Here is an 18,558-nt window from a genome sequence, read left to right as displayed (position 1 = left end):
GCATGATCCGCCGCCTTTTTCGGGCCGCTGGCGCTTTTCATTCGCCGACAGGTTTGCTCGCGGCTGCTACACGCGTCCTTGAGCCGCATCGCCTGATTTGAATTTCAACCGCGAAAGATACACTACCGTTTCAATGTATAAACGCGGCCATTTTTGCGCGCTTGCCAATTCCTCGCTCTTTGCAGCGTAGGGTGACTATCATAAAACTAGCTTATAATATAAACTATATAGAAGTATTACTTGTGATCAATAGTGAAATGTTAATGTGCAAGAGAATCTTAGTAATCCTTGTGGTGATCTTTGCTCTGCCCGTGCCCGCTAAAAAGAGTGTTAGCAGACAAATTCAGAAATCAAAAAAAGGACAGGTCATGCTAAGAGGGCAGACCTGTCCCAAAGAACAACTACAGACATCGGAATTGACTTTCAGATCAACGGCGCCAATCTACAAGCGTTTGTTGTTCCGCCCCTACTTCTTCTTCCCGCCGAACAGGCGCGGCTCGTACTTGCGCGATGGGCCAATATCCAGCAGATCGGCCTGCGCCTCCTCGGCGATCAGCTTCTCCAGCAGCGCCCGATCCGCGCCGACCTCTTTGATGTAGACTTCGGCATACCCCCCGCCCGGCTCCGGGAAGGTGACGATATTGAGCATGTTCCCGCCCGCTTTGGCCACCGCCGCGGCCACGCTGGCCAGCGCACCGGGTTTGTCTTCCAGGCGCACGGTCAGGGCCAGGCCGCGCTCATGCCCGCCCAGCACATCCACAAAGGCGCGGAAGATATCCGTTTCCGTGATAATGCCAACGATCTCTTCCCCGCGCACCACCGGCAGGCAACTGAACTGGTTCTCGGTCATGATTCGCGCTGCTTCCTCCAGCGGGCAATCCTCCCCGACCGCGTAAACCGGTGTGGACATGATCTGCCGCAGCTTGAGGTTATCCAGCAGGGTGTAGATCTCGTAGATACTCAGCGTGGTGGCAGGTGACGGCTGGTTAGAGAGCAGGTCATTTTCCACCACGATACCCACCAGCCGGCCCTGTTCCACAACCGGCAGATGACGGATCTGGTTTTCGCGCATCAGCTTGACGGCCTGCGAATGGGTGGTGTCCGGGGTAGCAGTGATCACATTGCGGGTCATACGGCGGGCGACGATCATGGGGGAGCCTCCTGGGGGTTGCCCATCTGTCTACCGTGCGTCTGCGCTCATTATGCCCGGCAGGCGCCCCCCGCGTCAAACGCCGCCGCCCGCCCCTACCAGCCGCGCTGCCTCAGGACACCTTGAGCACCTTGACCGGCTTCAGGCGCAGAACGCGCATATCCAGGTCCGACCAGGCTTCGACATCCCTGGCGGCCTGTTCCGGGTCTTCGTAATGAAAGGTGATTATCCGGGTCCATGTGCCATCATCCTCGGTGATGGTCACATCGCCTTTGATCAGGTAGCCCGCGCCGTCGCCGGGATCGCCGCCGATCACCACAGCTGCCCGGCCATCAGCCCGCAGGTAACGGATCTTGGCCGTCTGTTCCACGCTGATCATGACCACATCCTCACCGTCCAAGATGAACCACAGCGGCACGACATGGGGATAGCCATCCGGCCCATTGACGGCCAGGCGGGCGATCAGCGGCTTCTTGAGGAATTCACGTGCCGATTCGTCAAGCATGGGGTTCCCTTCTCTTGTTGCCCGTAAGCGCACACGCCCACTATAGCACTGCCGCGGCCAAGCTGCCGCTGGTTTTTCCGGCAGCAGACAGGCAAAACGTCCCAGCGATCCCCCTGCCATCCCCCGACCTCCTGGCCCATCTTGCGCCCGGGGGCGGCCAGGCCTACAATCCCCGTGGCTTCAGTCCCCTCCGGCGCGCGCCGAACAGTCGCCGCCCCACCAAGGACTTTCCCATGACAGCAGCGGCAGACCTCCTCCCTGTGCTTACGGCGCGCCCTTACCGCTATCCGGCGGACTTCCACGCCGTGCGCGATCTGCTCGTGGAAACCTTCCCCATCACCGGCCTGGGCTTCAACTGGGAGATCCGGCGCTGGGACGGCAGCCATTTCCATGACGCCGATCCGGTCAGCAACGCCGCCTGGCGGAGCCAGATTCAGGTGTGGGAGACCGCTGAAGGGCGGATCGTCGGCGCGGTGCATACTGAAGGCGCTGCCGGCTACGCCCACCTGCAGATTCACCCCGACTACCGGCCTGAACTGGAGACGGCGATGATCGCCTGGGCGGAAGCTGAGCTGGCCGCTACAGGGGCTGATGGCACACGGCAACTCACCTTCTTCGTGCAGGATTATGACGCCCCACGCCAGCGGCTGCTGCGCGAGTGTGGCTATGTCCAGCAGGAGGCTGGCGGCGTGTTCCGGCGGATATACCTGGGGGAGCGGCCCCTGTCAGCCCCGACGCTGGCGGAAGGCTATGTCTTGCGCACGGTCGGAGCGGATGACCCAGCGGATGGGGAGCGGATGGCGGCCCTGCTCAACGCTGCCTTCAACCGCGACTTCCACCGGGGCGCGGATTTCCTGTCCTTTGCGCGGAATGCACCGTGCTTCCGCCGTGACCTGCATCTGGTAGCGCAGGCTCCCGACGGCGCGTTTGCGGCGCATGTCGGCGCGACCTACGATGAGGCCAACCGGCGCGGCCTGTTCGAGCCGGTCTGCACCCACCCTGCTCATCGCCGCAAAGGGCTGGCCCAGGCGCTGATGTTCGAAGGGTTACGCCGCCTGAAGGCGCTGGGAGCCGTGCAGGTCACAGTGGAAACCGGGGACGCCCCCGCCGCCAATGCCCTCTACGAGTCCATCGGCTTCACCGAAGCCTACAGCGGGCATTACTGGCGCCGGAAGCTGTAAAACACAGGGAGGCCGGCAGGAGCCAGCCTCCCCATCCGCCGTGCGTCCTGTGAAGTAGCTAAGGTGTGCTCAGCACACAGCCATTGCTGCCATCATAGGCAGCCTCCTCGTCAGTCGTGACGGTAACCGTCACCCGGTCGAGGGCCAGGCCGTTGTTCCTGTCGTAACTCAGGGCAATCGGGAATATCCCTGCGGCGAAGGCGGGCCGAGCCATCATAGGTTGTCCTGCACCGCTGCGGCTGACCGTGAATGTGTTACGGGCGTCCGCTGGGGCCAGGCCGTTCCACAGAGGAATATCGTTGAAGGCAACACCCACGACGCTGGTATGGCGGTTGTGGCGGGTGTAGGCAAAATCGATCTGCTGCACCCAGACGGGTTGTGCGTCGATGCTGGTCAGAGTCACCACTGAGACACGCCGGTCAACATCCACCGGCGCAGACAGCGCCAGGTTGGCGCAGTTCAGGACATCACAGGCATCCCCCACGCCATCGCGATCGGCATCCAGCTGCATCGCATTGGCCGTGATCGGACAATTGTCAAAAGCGTCGTACACGCCATCGCTGTCGGTATCTTCGCAACGATCCCCCGCCGGGCCGCCATAGATGTTGGCCTGATCCGGGTTGGGGACGAGCAGGCAATTATCCACCGGGTTGTCCACGCCGTCGTTATCGGAGTCGCTCGCGGATGCTGCTGGGTCACAGCCATCGCCAAACGAGTCGCGATCGGTGTCATCCTGATCAGGGTTGGGGACCGCCGGGCAGTTGTCGCTGGCGTCAGGCACGTGATCGCTGTCATAGTCGCTAAATGGGCTGCCGCTGCTGCTACGTGGATCGCCAGCCGCGTCGCCAGCAGCAGACCCGCCAGCGCTATCGCCAGCCACAGCGCCGAAGCTGCCGCCAGATGGATTCCCGACCAGCACCATCTGGTGGCGATCAGTCAGATTCTCCATCACATTGCTGAAGATGTTGCCAACCGCCTGCCCCAGCAGCGAGTAGGCCCCAATCATGACCAGCGCCGCCAGGCTGAGCAGGAGCATGTACTCTACCAGCCCCTGTCCATGAGACGCTCTCCCCATGCGTCGCAGCAGTGCCATACGATAGTGCTCCTTCCGGACCCCGGTATGCCGGAACAACAATGAGTGCGCCGATAACAGGCCGATCGTTCACCCGATCCCCGGTCAGCCCGATCAGGCCAGTGTGCATTATAAAGTAACACACGGGAGAGCAGCGTGAATCTTTTATAAATTTTGCGTAAAGACGACTTCCCCCTCTCACGGGTCATGGGGCCGTTCTATGCTGCTGGCACGGTCCAGCGGGGCGTAACCGGAGATAACGCTGCTGAGTGCAACCCGGCGCCGGAATCGATGACCAAAGTGTCCGAAGCCGGGTTGGTGACTTCTTCGCGCAGGCCGGCCGTTGACCAGCCCAGCGCCAGGAGCAGCAAGCTGAGGAGCAACAGGAGAATCGCGATCAGGTTGAGAAAGAAGCGGCTGTGCATCGGACTGGCTCCTGATCATGTGTCAGCGTGTGACAACAGAAACACCACGCGCGCAGGTTCGTTGCCCGGTTGCGGCGCGGAAGGATCGTTTGACAGCCGCCGCAATGTCCCGCACAATGCGCGGGTAGGGTTCGCACTGGCAGAACGGGGGGCATTATGGCTATCCGGACGCTCATTCTATCCGGGGGCGGCGGACGCGGGGCGTTTCACATCGGTGTACTGGATTACCTCAGCCAGGCCGACAAGCCGGGCATCGACGCCGCCCATCAAGGGCCGTGGGAGCCGGAGATCATCGTCGGCACCTCGATCGGCGCGGTCAATGGCGCGGCCATCGCCCAGGGCATAACCAGCCAGGAGTTGATCGATCGCTGGCGGGCGCTGGAAGAAGCGCATGTCGAAGGGCTGCCGCCGATGATGGGACCGCTGGCCCGCTGGTTTTCCAACCAGGTCTACCGGCGCATCCTGGACGAACGTCTGCCTACCGTGCCCACCGAAGTCGCTACCTCCATGCCGCCACCCGATACCTGGCCGCTGCTGCCCTTCCTGCCTCCGGCGCTGAGCAAGCGGCTTTTCGGGCGCTGGGCCAACCTGCTGGATACCGGGCCGCTGCGCCGGACACTGGTCGAAGACTGGGGCATCAGCCAGGAGAAGCTGACTGCCAGCGACAAGACCCTGCTGATCAGCGCCACCAACGTCCAGACAGGCGAATTGCGCGTTTTTGCCAACCGCCCGATCACCAGCCGCAAGACCGGCCAGGCCCGCACCGACACCGAGGTTGGCATCGACGTTGACCGTATCCTGGCCAGCTGCAGCATCCCGCTGGTTTACCCCTGGACGCGCGTCGGGAATGACTACTTCTGGGATGGCGCGGTAGTCGCCAATACGCCGCTTGGCCCCGCGCTGGATGCCGCGGCCAGCCAGTATGACCTGGAAGAGCCAATGGAGGCGGTGGTCGTGCTGATGACACCCTGGTGGGAAAGCGGACAGATCCCGCCTTCGCGCCAGGCGCTGCCCCGCGACTTCGGCCAGGCGATCACCTGGACGCTGGACTGGGCGCTGCTGGCTTCCTTCCGCGCTAATTTGCAGCTCCTGCGCTCCTTCAACGCCCAGATCGCCCTGGACGAGGCGGCGGGCGTCCCGCGCCGCTACCGCCGCATCGACGTGATCATCGCCGCGCCGGAGGAATTCCTGCCAGTGGAGCGGATCATCGACTATGATGAAGACGCCAGCAGCACGCTGATCGCGCTGGGACGGGCAGCGGCTCAGGCCGCCTTCCAGAAGACCTTCCCGGCGTAGAGGCCAAACTCTCCGCTGCCAACCGGAGGCGCCCATTGTGCCAGCGGCGAACGATTCACCGCCGCGCCCATGATGCCTCCTGGCGGGCGCGCCCTGCCTTAGCCCGGCGGTGTGACCGACGGCTCGATCCCGACCAGCAGCGTGATCGTCCCCATCGAAGCCTGACCGTTGCCGTCCGTGACCACGAAGGTGAAGCTATCGATGCCACTGAAGCCCGGCTGTGGGATGTAGACGCGCATCGGCCCCGCACCGTCCAGCGCCCCGTAGCGCGGCTGGGTCACCCGGTCGATCACATAGGGCGGCAGGCCGCCTTCCCAGGTCAGGAAGATCGTCGTCGGCGTATCGGGCGGGAGGACGACCGTCTGGCTGGCAGCGCGGACGCTCAGGGCGGCTCCATACGGCGGGGTGGGCGTCACTGTGGGCGAAACACCGTAACGGTTGGTAGGCAACGGCGTCGGGTTGGGACAGTCGAGCACCTCCAGTGTCCGATCTTCGGAGATGGCCTGTTCCCCGCCGCGCAGCACGACCACACGGTAGAGAATCGTCCCGGCCTGGGTGTACGGCCCCAGCGTCGCGGCAAATTCCGCCGGTCCCAGTGGCTGCATCGGCACGCCGGGGCGGCTGGTGGGCCGATCAATGTAGTACGACTGCAGCAATACCTGGACTTCCGCCGGGGCGCTCAGCACGGCGCGAACCTGAGCCAGCTGCGGCTGGCAGCCAGGATGCAGGCCGGTCACCAGCTGATCCGGGGCGTGGCTGATGCTGGCTACGCTGACCAGCGTCGGGCGCGGCGTTGGGGAGAGTGTAGGCGTGGCCGTCGGGAAGGTGGCGGTGGGTAGTACGGGCGGCGGGGTGGCCGTCACCAGCGGCGCAGCCGTCGCTACGGCGGTCGGCGTCACGCTGGGCAGCACCAGCAGGGTCGGGACGACAATCGGCGGGCGGCCCTGGCAGGCGCTGAGGACCAACCCGACAACCAGCAGCAGGAGCGTGTCACGCGCCATCTTACGGTTCATCGGCCTTCTCCGGAGGGAAGCGCCCGGTCATACACCTGGGCGATGCCGAGCAGCAAAGCGTTGGTAAAACTGCGCACCTGGCGCAACAGAGCCAGCCATTCGGTCGGGGGCCGCGCCGTGATGACTTCCACGATGTTGAGCGCCGCTTCATGTAGAAAATCACTGAAGATGGTGAAGCCTTCCACCGCCTGGCTGAAGGTCAGGCCCTGCCCGATCAAAAAGTGGGCGTATTCCTCGCCCAGGCGGCGGATGTTGGCCTCGCGCTCCTCCTCATCGGAACCATCGACCAGATACTGTTGTAGCGCCTCCAGCATGGCCCGCCCGCGCTGGGCCATCGACTGGCGGGCGGGATCGTCCATCCCGGCGTACCATGCCATGGCCTGCATTGATCCCTCGCTGATGTGCAGGCGCGCCCGGCCCAGCGCGCTCTGGATGAGCATTTGAATCTCGGCAGGCGGTGGGGCTTGGCGCGTTTCCAGCCACTGCAACAGGTCAGCCCGACGGAAGCGGCGGTGACCGCCCGGTGTGCGGCGTGTGGGTAGATCGCCACGGTCAGCCCAGTTGCGGACGGTAGCCGGATGCACCCCCAGAAGTTCGGCGGCCTCCCGCAGGCTAACCCAGTCCGAAGAAACAGTCTGTCTGGACATAAGTGGATACGCGTTCCTCTCTGCTGCGCCCGTCATGTTGGCCGCTGCCGGACGCCAGGAATCTTGCAGATTTTTGAAGGTTTTCCGAGGTAATTGTAAGCTTGAAGTCGGTTACGGGCAAGCAGGCAGAGCGTGTTGCCGCTGGCCGCCTGGCGGGCAGATTCCCGGAAGAAGCGACGCCTGATTTCTTAAGAACATGTGATATATTTAACAGTGTTTTAAAATTCAGTATCTTTTGCTATACTGCTGCGCCAGGCCCGCACCGCTGATGAAAGGACGGAAAAGCGCCCTATGCCCCCTGAAGTGCTGGTGTTGATCGCCATTGCCCTGCTGTTCGACTTCTGGAACGGCCTGATGGATTCGGCCAATGTGGTCGCTACAGTGATCTCCTCACGGGCGCTGGGGCCGCGCCTCTCCCTGTTGCTGGCGGCAACCGCCAACGCCGCCGGGCCGTTCATCTTTGGGACGGCTGTCGCCCGGACGGTCGGGAGCGAAGTCATCACCGGGAATGCCATGACCATCCCGGTGGTGATTGCAGCGCTGGTCGGTGCGGTCCTGTGGAACATCATCACTTTCACGCTGGGCATCCCTTCCAGTTCCTCCCACGCCCTGATCGGCGGGATGGTCGGCGCGGTGTGGGCCGGTTACGGGTTCGAAGCCGTGCGTATGGACGGCCTGACCAAGGTGCTGGTGGCTCTATTCGTCTCCCCGCCGCTGGGGATGATGGCCGGATACTTCATGGTGCGGTTGTTGCGCTTCCTGGCATCGTGGTCGTCGCCGCGGGTGAATGTCACTTTTCAGCGCGGGCAAATCCTGACTTCAATCGCCCTGGCGCTGGCGCACGGCACCAACGACGCCCAGAAGACGATGGGCATCATCACGCTGGGTTTGCTGGCCGGAGGGGTGATCGACCGTTTCGAAGTCCCCACCTGGGTGATCGCCATCAGCGCAGGGACGATCTCGCTGGGCACGATGCTGGGCGGCTGGCGGGTGATCCGCACCCTGGGGCACCGCTTCTACAAGATCCGCCCGATTCACGGCCTGGGCGCGCAGGCGGCCTCGGCCGGGGTGATCATCGGCGCATCGCTGCTGGGTGGCCCGGTCAGCACCACCCAGGTGGTCAGCTCGTCGATCGTCGGTGCGGGGGCGGCGCAGCGCGCCCGGATGGTGCGCTGGAATGTCTTCGGCAATATCCTGGTCGCCTGGGTGCTGACCATCCCGCTGGCGGGGCTGGTCGGGGCGCTGGTCTACACCCTGCTGCAATGGCTGGGATGAGGCGCCGCGGTGGTTTGGGGCGGCCAGGAGCAGGTGCGGCGCATTCTGGCAGTTGAATTTCACAGCCTGATGTGTTAAAAAAGAAGTAGAGATTTAACGCAATCTTAAAACTTGCGGGTGATTTCGGCGGCAGTCCAGCGCCGTGCCCCGCCGTTTTTATCTGCGGGGCTATCCCTTAGCCAGCAACGCCAGCAGGGCGCTTGCCGGAAGGAGCAACCAGGGTATGAACTCCCCTATCGACAGGGTCAAAGAACGCATCCGGGCAGTGCTGCCACGACGCCAGAACCACTTCCTGCTGCGCCTGACGGAGCAATCGGCCCTCCTGGTGCAGGGTGGCGAGGCGCTGGTGACCTATATGCGCAAGCCCAGCAATCGCAACGCGCAGGCCCTGCGGGCCATCGAAAAACAGGCGGATGAAGTACGGCGCATCCTGATCGACGAACTGAACCGCTCTTTTGTCACCCCGATCGACCGCGAGGATATCTTCTCGCTTTCCCGCGCTCTGGATGATGTGCTGGACTATATGTACTCGGTCGTCAATGAGATGGACATCCTGGAGGTGCGGCCCAACGATTACCTGCTGGAGATGGCCCAGTTGCTCAACGACGCCGCCGCTGAACTGAACCTGGCCATGCAACGGCTGGAGCATCACCCCGGCGTGGCGGAAGATCATGCCGTGCGGGCCAAACAGATCGACAACAGGATGGAGACGCTGTACGCCACCGCCCTGGCCGAACTCTTCCAGGGGCCACAGGACCTGGGGCATGTGGTGCGGATGCTCAAGCTGCGGGAAATTTACCGCCACATGTTGCACGCCGTCGGCAGCAGCGACACCGCCGCCAACATCATCAGCGACATCGTGGTCAAGTTCTTCTAGGCGCTCTCCGGCCCTCACCGCGCTGTTGGGTCTTCATCTGGTGGTAAAACAGCTTATGATGAAAGTGCAGGCGCCCGGCGACCTGAGCAGCCGGGCTGATCGGTTGCCTGCCCCACATCGTGCGCAACGGTAGCCGGGGAGGAGGGCCACCGCCGATGATCGCTAACTCCGACCGTTTTCTCAGCGCGTTTGGCAACATCGAGCACTACCTGCGAACCCTGACCGGGGAGCCAAAACGCACCCGTTTCTATACGCTGGTGGACAAGGCCGCCGAGACCAACGCAGCGGTGCGCCGCTATGCTGACGACCTCAAGGAATTCGCCGACCTGCGCAACGCCATCATCCACGAGCGCACCGATGAGCATGTCATCGCTGAGCCGAATGACATGGCCGTCCGGCAGATTGAACACATCCAGCGCCTGCTGGAACATCCGCCGCGGGTTATCCCGGTCTTTCAGAAACCTGTGTTGAGCATGCAGGTCGTCGATCCCATCGCCGCCGCTGCCTACGCCATGCTGACCCACAACTACTCCCAGCTGCCCATCTATGACGGGTCAGATTTCAGCGGCCTGCTGACCACCGAGAGCATCGCCCGCTGGCTGGGGCGTTGCGCCCCACAGGGCATGATCAACCTGGAAGCGGTCACCATCGCCGAGGTGCTGGCCTGCCATTGCGCTCAGGCTGGCCGTAACTACCGCTTCTTTAGCCGGGAGGAAACTGTCTTTGCGGCCCTGGAAGCCTTCCAGTCCTGCGAGCAATGCGGGCAACGGCTAGACGCCATCCTGATCACGGAGCACGGCGGCGAAGCGGAAAGTTTGCTGGGCATCATCACCATCTGGGATGTGCCGCGCATCTACGAAACGATGGAGGAACGGATCGGGGCGGAGGTCTAACAGCAACGGCGGAGGGGGCGAATCAAAAGTGCCCCCGGACGGATTTGAACCGCCGACGCCAGGTTTAGGAAACCTGCGCTCTATCCTCTGAGCTACGGGGGCAGGGCTGACCCGACGGGGGCGTCGGGCGCCCTGAGATTCTGACAGACGTTCCCCCCGCCGTCAAGGTAGAACCGCGCCGCGCTTAAATGGGCGGTTGGCCGTTCGTCTCAAAGCCATTGAAGCGGAAAAAGCTCCGCACGTCTGGCGTGAGGTGAGTACGGAGGAACTCTGCCCGGCGCAGGACCTCCAGGAGCCAGGCTTCGCTGGGCTGGTCGCCCAGCAGCGCCCGCGCCCCGGCGTAGGTAGTCCAGCGGTAGGCATCGTGCTCCGGGCCAATGCGAATCTGGCTGCGCCCGGCGATGGAGCAACAGTACACCACGCCCAGCAGCTCCTGCTCTGGGGCGGCTTCCCCGCGGAAAAAGTGTGTCGTGCCGATGATGAACTCGATCCAGACTTCGACGCCCAGCTCTTCGCGCACCTCGCGCCGGAGGGCCTGTTCAAAGCTTTCGCCCTGTTCCACCCGCCCGGTCACACACTCCCACAGACCGGCGGCATAGTCCTTATCCTTTGCCCGCCGCAGGAGCAGGTACGAATCGCTGGCCGCGTTCCACAGCAAAGCCCCCACTCCAGCCAGAAAACGCCCGGACATCCCCCCATCTCCTCTGCTGATCGCACGGGCGGCCGTTCCCAGCAGGCCACCCTTCTATGATTGTGCCGCAGATCGCCGGCGCATGACAAGCAGGATTCGGAGGGCCAACGGAGCACAGGCGGCCTCCCAAACGGGCTTGCTACCTGTGCTCCGGGTTCCCACCAGCGGATCAGTTTTCCGCGGCGATTTCCAGGGCGACAAAGTCAATGCCCAGTAGAACTTCCTCGGTGACATTAGCCACGTTCGGCACTTCTGGAATCTGCAGTCCAAAATCGCTCCGCATGACGGTTGTCTCCGCCGTACCTTCCAGCCGGCCGTCTTCCGTCAGTGTCACCCGCGCCTGAAAGGTCACCGGGCGGACAATGTCGCGGATCTTCAGGTCGCCGGTGATGGTGAATTCATACGACTGCCCGACCTCACCACTGGTGGGCAGCCCCTCCAGCGTGGTAGGCGTGAACTCGATGAATTCGTAAGCATCCTGTGAGGACTGCAGGATGGTCAGGCGCAGGGCACGGTTGCGGAAGTCGTTGTCCGTAGCCAGGGTGCGGGCGTTGACCCGGATCATGCCGATCTCGGAATTGGCGGGGTTGCTGAAGTCGATGATGATATCGCCAGCGACCTGATTCGTCGTGCCAACCACATGCTTGGGCGCGCCCATCAGCTGCTCATCCAGCTCAAAGCGCACCTGCGAATCAGCCTGGCTGATGCGGAAAAGACGCCGGTCGCCGCTGGCCGCTGTGTTGCCTTCGCCCTCCAGCGAAAGCGCCTGGGCCTGGATCGGCGCGCTGGCCTCGCCGGAACTCTGGTAGTACAGGCTGGCCAGCAGGGCCGCGCCGCCGATCACACCGACAATCGCCACCGCGATTAGAAAGTAGAATACGCCTCGGTTCACGGTAATACTCCTTTGTCCATCGCCAAAATCCGCTTGCCAAGCCAGAAAGCAACGGGAACTCGCCCGCGCCGCCACCGGCTTCTACTATATGTGATCGCCGCCATTATGCCGGAGCGCAACCTGCCCCGCTATTAGAGGACGGTGAGAGTTGGCGGCGCAGGGGCGGCGCAGCAGCGCACCTACAGGGTTTTACGCTGCCCGCGGCAGCTTTGGATGTTTGACCGGGCAGTGGGATAGGGCGATTCCCGATGCCACTTGCCCACTTTCTCACGCTGCCAACCTTTCTTGCGCTTTCCATAAAGCCATAGGATAATGACTTTAAGAACTCAGCACCCAGACGCTGATGGTTAACAGATCATGGCTACGATCAGTCTCCGCCAATACCATAAGGAACTGCGCGCGCTACTGGACGAAGACGCGCCGGACTCGGTCATCGCCCACGCCCGGCACATCCTCAAGAGCTTCCCCAGGAATGTTGAAACCTACCGCTTTCTGGGGCGTGCGCTGAGCGCCAGGTCTCGCTTTAAGGAATCGGGCGATATCTTTCTGCGGGTGCTGAGTGCCGTGCCTGACGACCGCGAAGCCCACATTGGCATGGCTGAGGCCTACCGCGACCGCCGCGAATGGGACCGCGCCGTCTGGCACATGGAGCGCGCCTTTGAACAGGCGCCCAGCAACGCTGCCATCCAGGAAGCGCTGCGTGAGCTGTACAACAATCAGGCCAGGGGCCAGTACGACCGGCTTCAGCTTACCCGCGGCGCGCTGGCCCGGCTGTACATGAACAGTGGCCTCTACGACAAAGCGATCACCGAGCTGCAAACCGCGCTCAAAAACAACCCTGATCGCATCGACCTGCGGGTGCTGCTGGCGGAGGCGCTGTGGGCTGGCGGCCACCAGGTCGAAGCGGCGGAGATCGCCACCGGGATCGTGCAGGTGTTGCCGTACTGCCTGGGGGCCAACCGCATCCTGGCCGAATTGTGGCTGCAAAACAACCGTCCCTCCGACGCCCAGCGTTTCCTCAAGCGCGTCGAAGACCTGGACCCCTACCTGGCCCTGCAGATCATCGGGCGCGAGATCAGCGACGAAGACGATCCCTACACCCTCAAACGGCTGGATTGGGAAGCCGCCTCGGCCATAATGGCTACGGCTACGCCGGACTGGATGGCTGAGATCGGCGAGGCACTGGAACGCCCAGAGGCCGTCCAGCTGGCCGGCAGCGAGAGCATCCCCGATTGGATGCGCGAGCCAGAAGCTCAGGAAGCGCCCCCCACCCTGCCAGTGGAGAGCACCCCCGCCCCGGCGATGGAGACCCCTGAATGGATGGCTGAAGTCGAACGAGCCGCCAGCGGCGAGGTTGACCTGACGGATTGGCTGGTGGAGGAAAGCGCCCCTGCCGCCGAACAGCCGGTGGTGGAAGCAGCGGCCCCGGCGGACTGGGAAGAGATCAGCGCGGCGCTGGCCGAAGCGCCGGCGATCCCGGCGGAAGAGCCATCCTTCCCTGCGGAAGAGGACTGGCTGGCCGAACTGGAGGGTGCTCCTGCGCCGGACACGCCGCCCTCCGCCCCGGCTGAAGAGGCCATCCCTGAGTGGCTGGCAGATGTCGAAGAAGTGGCCGGGCCAACAGCTGTGCCCGCCGCCGCGCCGGAAGACCTGGGCTGGCTCGCTGAGCCGCCGGATGAAGCCGACCTGGACTGGCTGGCAGTGGTGAGCACCACGACGCCTGCCCAGCCGGAGGCCGGTGCACCGGGAGTCTTTGTGCCAGAGCCTCCCCCGGACCTGGCCCGCACCGGTTTCACCGGTCTGCTACAGGGGCTCCCTCCCGCCCCGGCCAGCGCGGAAGAAGAAGCACCCGCCGAGTCTTTCGCCGAATTGGAAGAAGTCCGCCTGCCGCAGACGCGCGATCTGCCGCCCCTGAAAGAACAGCCCGACGAAACCACTGATCGCCTGCGTGCCAGCGTGGTCGCGAGCGATATCAAGACTGATGAGATGTTTGCCGCCAGCGAACAGCCGGCGGAAGTCGAACCACCGACCTGGCCGGAGTTCCCCGCCGAAGTGCCCGCCACAGAGCCGGAACGGCCCGCCGCGCCAGAGCGCGAGACGCTGGCCTGGCTCTACGCTGACGAGGCGGCACTGGAGGAAGCGCTCGAACTGGCTCCCTCAGCGTCCGTCGGTGTTGCGGACGAAGACCCGCTGGCCTGGTTGTATGCCGCCGATGCCGGCGTGCCTTCCCCACCTCTAAAGGATGAGGCCATGCTCCCATCTGAGGAACTGCCACAGGCTGAAGCGCCGCAGCAGCCAGTCCCCGAAAGTGGCGAACCCCTGCCCAGCCCCGAACCGGCTGCAGAGGAAGAAGACTGGCTGACGGCCATGGGCATCACGCCGGAAGAAGCGGGCGAATTGCCGCCGGTCGCAGAACAGGCTGCAGTGCCAGCGGGCGATGACTGGCTACAGGACTTCGGGATCACTGGCGAACCAACGCCGCCATCCGCGCCGGAAGCTGCCCCCGAAGCGGGCGAACTGCCCGCCTGGCTGAGCGAGATGGGCGAGGAATTCGAGCCAGAGCCGGAAGCCGAAGCCGCCCCTGCGCCGGAACCCGAACCCGCCCCTGAAGCGGGCGAACTCCCCGCCTGGCTGAGCGAGATGGGTGAGGAATTCGAGCCGCAGCCGGAAGCCGAAGCCGCCCCTGCGCCGGAACCCGAACCCGCCGCTGAAGCGGGCGAACTCCCCGCCTGGCTGAGCGAGATGGGTGAGCAATTTGAATTTGAGGCGGAGCCGGAAGCCGAAGCTGCCCCCGAAGCGGGCGAACTGCCCGCCTGGCTGAGCGAGATGGGCGAGGAATTCGAGCCAGAGCCGGAAGCCGAAGCCGCCCCTGCGCCGGAACCCGAACCCGTCGCCGAAGCGGGCGAACTGCCCGCCTGGCTGAGCAAGATGGGTGAGGAATTCGAGCCGCAGCCGGAAGCCGAAGCCGCCCCTGCGCCGGAACCCGAACCCGCCGCTGAAGCGGGCGAACTGCCCGCCTGGCTGAGCGAGATGGGCGAGGAATTCGAGCCAGAGCCGGAAGCCGAAGCCGCCCCTGCGCCGGAAGCTGCCCCCGAAGCGGGCGAACTGCCCGCCTGGCTGAGCGAGATGGGCGAGGAATTCGAGCCAGAGCCGGAAGCCGAAGCCGCCCCTGCGCCGGAACCCGAACCCGCCGCCGAAGCGGGCGAACTGCCCGCCTGGCTGAGCGAGGTGGGCGAGGAATTCGAGCCAGAGCCGGAAGCCGAAGCCGCCCCTGCGCCGGAACCCGAACCCGCCGCTGAAGCGGGCGAACTGCCCGCCTGGCTGAGTGAGATGGGCGAGGAATTCGAGCCAGAGCCGGAAGCCGAAGCCGCCCCTGCGCCGGAACCCGAACCCGCCGCTGAAGCGGGCGAACTCCCCGCCTGGCTGAGCGAGATGGGTGAGCAATTTGAATTTGAGGCGGAGCCGGAAGCCAAAGTCGCCCCTGCGCCGGAAGCTGCCCCCGAAGCGGGCGAACTGCCCGCCTGGCTGAGCGAGATGGGCGAGGAATTCGATCCGGAAGCCGAAGCCGCCCCCGCGCCGGAAGCTGCCCCCGAAGCGGGCGAACTGCCCGCCTGGCTGAGCGAGGTCGAAGAACTGGCCTTTGCGCCTGCTGAGGAAGCAGTTGTGGAAATGCCGGTGGAAGAAGCTCCGCCGGTAGAGGAAGCGCCGGTCATTGAGGAATTGCCGCCGGTAGAGGAAATCCCCGCCGTTGAAGAGTTGCCAGCGGCAGAAGAACTCCCGGCAGCGGAAGTATTGCCTGAAGCACTACCAGAAGAAGCCTGGCCCGCCGTTGAGGAAGAAGTCCAACCGGAAGAGGAACCGGCCTACGACAGCCTGGACTGGCTTGGTGAGATGGGCGTCCTGGCCCCGGAACCGCTGGAGGGGCTAAGCCCCGGCGAAAAGCTGCCCCTCGCTTCCGATGTTGCCATTGGCCCGGACTGGCTCAAGGAAGTCGGCGCGCTGGAAGCAGAAACCCTGCCAGAGCCAACCGAACTGGTGCCGGAAGTCGAGGAATTCGCTGAGGAACCATCCGAAGAGACGCAGCCAACCTATGTGATTGAGGCGGCGGAAGAACTGCCGGCGGCGGAAGAGCTGCCGGCGGCGGAACCGGTGGCCCCGGCGGAACGGCCCTGGCGCTTTGACTTTGGCGCGGATTGGACACCGGGCTGGATGCGCGGTAGCGGCGCCGCCACAGATGACGCCAACCCGCCCGGCTGGCTGTGGGATACCGATGAACCGCCTGACTGGCTGGAAAAGGCCATCTATGACGATGATGAGGGTGAGCCGCCTGAGGGAGCCTGAGGCCCGGCTGGCAGCCCGACCCGGTCTGAGCACCTGTGAAGGATAAACGCGTATGACTCTGCCGCCTGATGATGGCCCGGATGACCTCAAGAAAGCGATCGGCGACGTCGATCCCCTGAAGTGGCTGGAGAGTCTGGCCGCGCGTCAGGGCGCTAACCCGGAGGAATTCCTCACTTCCGCCGATCTGGACGTGCCGGAGGTCGATCCCAGCGCGGTCGTTGACGAACCGGGCTACAGCGATTATGACCCCTTTGGTGGGAGCAGGCCGGAAGAAAAGCCCTCCCGCCCGCCCGCGACCCCACCACCCGGACCGGAAATCGGCCCTCCGGCGGACGTTAACCCGCTGGCCTGGCTGGAAAGCCTGGCCCGCCGTCAGGGCGCCAACCCGGAAGAATTCATCACGGACGCTGATCTGGAAGTAGAGGAGGTCAGCCCTGATGCCGTGGTTGATGAACCGGGCTATACCCCCTATGACGCCGCCGCGCCGGAGCCAGTGGCTCCGCCGGAACGGGCCGTTCCGCCGGAACGGGCCGTTCCGCCGGAACGGGTCGCTCCGCCGCGCCTGGCTAAGGCGCCTGTCCGCCGGGATGGCGAACTGACCGCGGAAGAAGCTGCGGCGATTCTGGGCCTGGAGAGCGCCGATCTGAGGCCGGTTGAGGCCGAAGTTGAAGCCGCAGAAGCAGAGCCGGCGCCTGTGACTGATCCCCTGGCCGCCGGGGTGGATCCGCTGGCCTGGCTGGAGAGTCTGGCCCGCCGCCAGGGCGCACCGAGTGAGGAACTGATCACCGCCGCCGATCTGGAAGTCCCTGCTGTGCCCGCGGGCACAGTGACTGATGAGCCGGGTTACGTGGATTATTCTCCGTTCAGCGCCCTGACCGATCACGCTGAGGAAGAAGAAGCCTTCCCTGCCGAAATCGCGGCGGCAGAGCCGCTGCCTTCCGGCGATGATACGCTGGCCTGGCTGGAAGGGCTGGCGGCAGCTCAGGAGGTTGCCGCGCCAGCGCCGTCTGATCCGCTAGCCGGGCTGACCGATGACCAGATCGAGCGGATGGCCGCCGCCGGTGAGCTTTCCGTCGAGCAAATGGAAGCCTGGCTGCGCCGCCAGGTGGATAGCCTGGCCCGCGCCCGCGAGATAGGCGCCATAGCGGAGGAAGAATTGCCCCCGGCGGAACCGGCCAGCATCCCCGACTGGCTGCAGGAAGCCCGTCCCCTGCCCGGTGCACAGCCTGCCAGACCGCCTGAACCAGCCCTGGGGCCGGTGGAAATCCCCGACTGGCTGCAAACACCCGAACCGGTTGAGGATGACTCGGCGCTACTCCGCATCCTGGCGGAAGCCGCCGATACTGCCCTAGAGCAGGAAGAGCCGCCGGTTGAGCTGGAAGATTCCTGGGCGATGGCCCTGGAGGCCGAATACCGGGAACGCCAGCAACCTTCCGCCGAAGAACCGGAATGGTACCGCGCTGCCCTGGAGGACGCTGAACGTCAGGCTGAACTGGAGGAACGTCTGGCTGGCGCTACAGCGCCGCTTGAGGAGCCGGTAGCCCAGGAAGTGCCGCCAGCGGAGGAACAGCCAGAAGAAGCTCCCATGCCAGCCTGGATGCAGGAAGCCGCTGCGGACCTGGACGAAATGCCCGCCTGGCTGACCGAGGAGATTCCCGCCGCTGAGCCGGTAGCCACACCGGTGGACAACTGGATGACTGATGTCGGCCTGGACTCCGATACTGCAGCGATCCCCAGCTGGCTGCTAGAGCCAGTCCCTGAGGCGCCCGTTGCTGAAACGCCCGTTGCTGAAACGCCCGTTGCTGAAACGCCCGCGCCAGAGCCGGTAGTTGCCGCGACTCCCATCGCTGAAGCACCGCCGTCGCCCGTTGTGCCGGAACCGACGCCCGTGCCAGCCCGCGCGGAGCCTGCCCCCGTGTCTGCGGCTATCCTGCAGGTGCTGCTCAACGCCAGCATTCCGGAAGGCGCGGCTTACGACGTCTTCCGCAAGCGTCTGGCTACCGATCCTGGTGACCATGCTACCCGTCTGGCGCTGGCCCGCCGCCTGCTGCTGGACAACAACATCGCTGCCAGCCTGAACCATTACGAGGCGCTGGCTTTTGCTGAGGCATTGCTCCCCGATCTGGAGCATGATCTGCGGGCGCTGGTGCAGCGCCAGCCCACCCTGCCACAGGCCTACCGTGTCCTGGGGGATGTGTTCATGCGGGAGGGGCGACTGCAGGAGGCGCTGGATACCTACCGGGCCGCCCTTGAACAACTGTAGGCTTTGCGGTACAGTTGCCGCCTGGCAGAAAAGCGCA

Annotated in this window: 15 protein-coding genes and 1 tRNA gene; 7 read left to right on the top strand and 9 right to left on the bottom strand. The window is 64.4% G+C overall.

Annotated elements, in window-relative coordinates; genetic code table 11:
• Window positions 1-466: 466 nt before the first annotated feature.
• Complete coding sequence (locus tag HPY64_13610; GenBank protein ID NPV68171.1) at window positions 467-1,150, bottom strand: CBS domain-containing protein; 684 nt, start codon at window positions 1,148-1,150, stop codon at window positions 467-469.
• A 112-nt stretch (window positions 1,151-1,262) separates the two neighbouring features.
• Entirely contained in the window at window positions 1,263-1,655 is a 393-nt protein-coding gene (locus HPY64_13605) for a hypothetical protein (protein NPV68170.1), read from the bottom strand.
• A 233-nt stretch (window positions 1,656-1,888) separates the two neighbouring features.
• On the opposite strand from HPY64_13605, the gene HPY64_13600 reads away from it, so the two are divergent.
• The gene (locus HPY64_13600) at window positions 1,889-2,836 is read left to right on the top strand and encodes a GNAT family N-acetyltransferase (GenBank protein ID NPV68169.1); all 948 of its coding nucleotides are present in this window, start codon (window positions 1,889-1,891) and stop codon (window positions 2,834-2,836) included.
• 58 nt (window positions 2,837-2,894) lie between these two features.
• Here HPY64_13600 and HPY64_13595 read toward each other — a convergent pair whose 3' ends face one another.
• The gene (locus HPY64_13595; GenBank protein NPV68168.1) at window positions 2,895-3,929 is read right to left on the bottom strand and encodes a hypothetical protein; all 1,035 of its coding nucleotides are present in this window, start codon (window positions 3,927-3,929) and stop codon (window positions 2,895-2,897) included.
• A gap of 197 nt (window positions 3,930-4,126) precedes the next feature.
• Window positions 4,127-4,333: a hypothetical protein gene (locus HPY64_13590; protein ID NPV68167.1), complete on the bottom strand. Its 207-nt coding sequence runs from the start codon at window positions 4,331-4,333 to the stop codon at window positions 4,127-4,129.
• Between the two features lie 156 nt (window positions 4,334-4,489).
• On the opposite strand from HPY64_13590, the gene HPY64_13585 reads away from it, so the two are divergent.
• Window positions 4,490-5,629, top strand: coding sequence for a hypothetical protein (locus HPY64_13585; protein ID NPV68166.1), 1,140 nt, complete (start codon window positions 4,490-4,492; stop codon window positions 5,627-5,629).
• Between the two features lie 98 nt (window positions 5,630-5,727).
• On the opposite strand, the gene HPY64_13580 is transcribed toward HPY64_13585, so the two are convergent.
• Entirely contained in the window at window positions 5,728-6,642 is a 915-nt protein-coding gene (locus tag HPY64_13580) for a hypothetical protein (protein ID NPV68165.1), read from the bottom strand.
• Window positions 6,639-7,289 (bottom strand): helix-turn-helix domain-containing protein, encoded by a 651-nt coding sequence (locus HPY64_13575; protein NPV68164.1) that lies wholly within the window; start codon window positions 7,287-7,289, stop codon window positions 6,639-6,641. The genes HPY64_13580 and HPY64_13575 overlap by 4 nt, the downstream gene beginning before the upstream one ends.
• 291 nt (window positions 7,290-7,580) lie before the next feature.
• Here HPY64_13575 and HPY64_13570 point away from each other — a divergent pair, with 291 nt between their 5' ends.
• The 3 genes from HPY64_13570 to HPY64_13560 all read left to right on the top strand — a co-directional run bounded on the left by HPY64_13570 (window position 7,581) and on the right by HPY64_13560 (window position 10,334).
• On the top strand, window positions 7,581-8,564 hold the full coding sequence (locus tag HPY64_13570) for an inorganic phosphate transporter (protein ID NPV68163.1): 984 nt from the start codon (window positions 7,581-7,583) through the stop codon (window positions 8,562-8,564).
• A 223-nt stretch (window positions 8,565-8,787) separates the two neighbouring features.
• The gene (locus tag HPY64_13565; protein NPV68162.1) at window positions 8,788-9,441 is read left to right on the top strand and encodes a DUF47 family protein; all 654 of its coding nucleotides are present in this window, start codon (window positions 8,788-8,790) and stop codon (window positions 9,439-9,441) included.
• Between the two features lie 155 nt (window positions 9,442-9,596).
• The gene (locus tag HPY64_13560; GenBank protein ID NPV68161.1) at window positions 9,597-10,334 is read left to right on the top strand and encodes a hypothetical protein; all 738 of its coding nucleotides are present in this window, start codon (window positions 9,597-9,599) and stop codon (window positions 10,332-10,334) included.
• A 29-nt stretch (window positions 10,335-10,363) separates the two neighbouring features.
• Here HPY64_13560 and HPY64_13555 read toward each other — a convergent pair.
• The 3 genes from HPY64_13555 to HPY64_13545 form a co-directional block, all read right to left on the bottom strand.
• A tRNA-Arg gene (locus HPY64_13555) sits at window positions 10,364-10,436 on the bottom strand.
• Between the two features lie 82 nt (window positions 10,437-10,518).
• The gene (locus tag HPY64_13550; GenBank protein ID NPV68160.1) at window positions 10,519-11,025 is read right to left on the bottom strand and encodes an NUDIX domain-containing protein; all 507 of its coding nucleotides are present in this window, start codon (window positions 11,023-11,025) and stop codon (window positions 10,519-10,521) included.
• Between the two features lie 169 nt (window positions 11,026-11,194).
• Window positions 11,195-11,917 carry a YceI family protein gene (locus tag HPY64_13545; GenBank protein ID NPV68159.1) on the bottom strand — a complete coding sequence of 241 codons (723 nt, stop codon included), beginning with the start codon at window positions 11,915-11,917 and terminating at the stop codon, window positions 11,195-11,197.
• A 357-nt stretch (window positions 11,918-12,274) separates the two neighbouring features.
• On the opposite strand from HPY64_13545, the gene HPY64_13540 reads away from it, so the two are divergent.
• Together HPY64_13540 and HPY64_13535 are read left to right on the top strand one after the other, a co-directional pair.
• Window positions 12,275-16,258 carry a tetratricopeptide repeat protein gene (locus HPY64_13540; protein ID NPV68158.1) on the top strand — a complete coding sequence of 1,328 codons (3,984 nt, stop codon included), beginning with the start codon at window positions 12,275-12,277 and terminating at the stop codon, window positions 16,256-16,258.
• Between the two features lie 52 nt (window positions 16,259-16,310).
• Entirely contained in the window at window positions 16,311-18,521 is a 2,211-nt protein-coding gene (locus HPY64_13535; GenBank protein NPV68157.1) for a hypothetical protein, read from the top strand.
• Window positions 18,522-18,558: the final 37 nt, after the last annotated feature.

Source organism: Anaerolineae bacterium (assembly GCA_013178165.1).
Taxonomy (GTDB): Bacteria; Chloroflexota; Anaerolineae; order Aggregatilineales; family Ch27; genus Ch27.
Note: the sequence above shows the minus strand (reverse complement) of the source record. Positions and strands in the feature narration are given on the sequence as shown.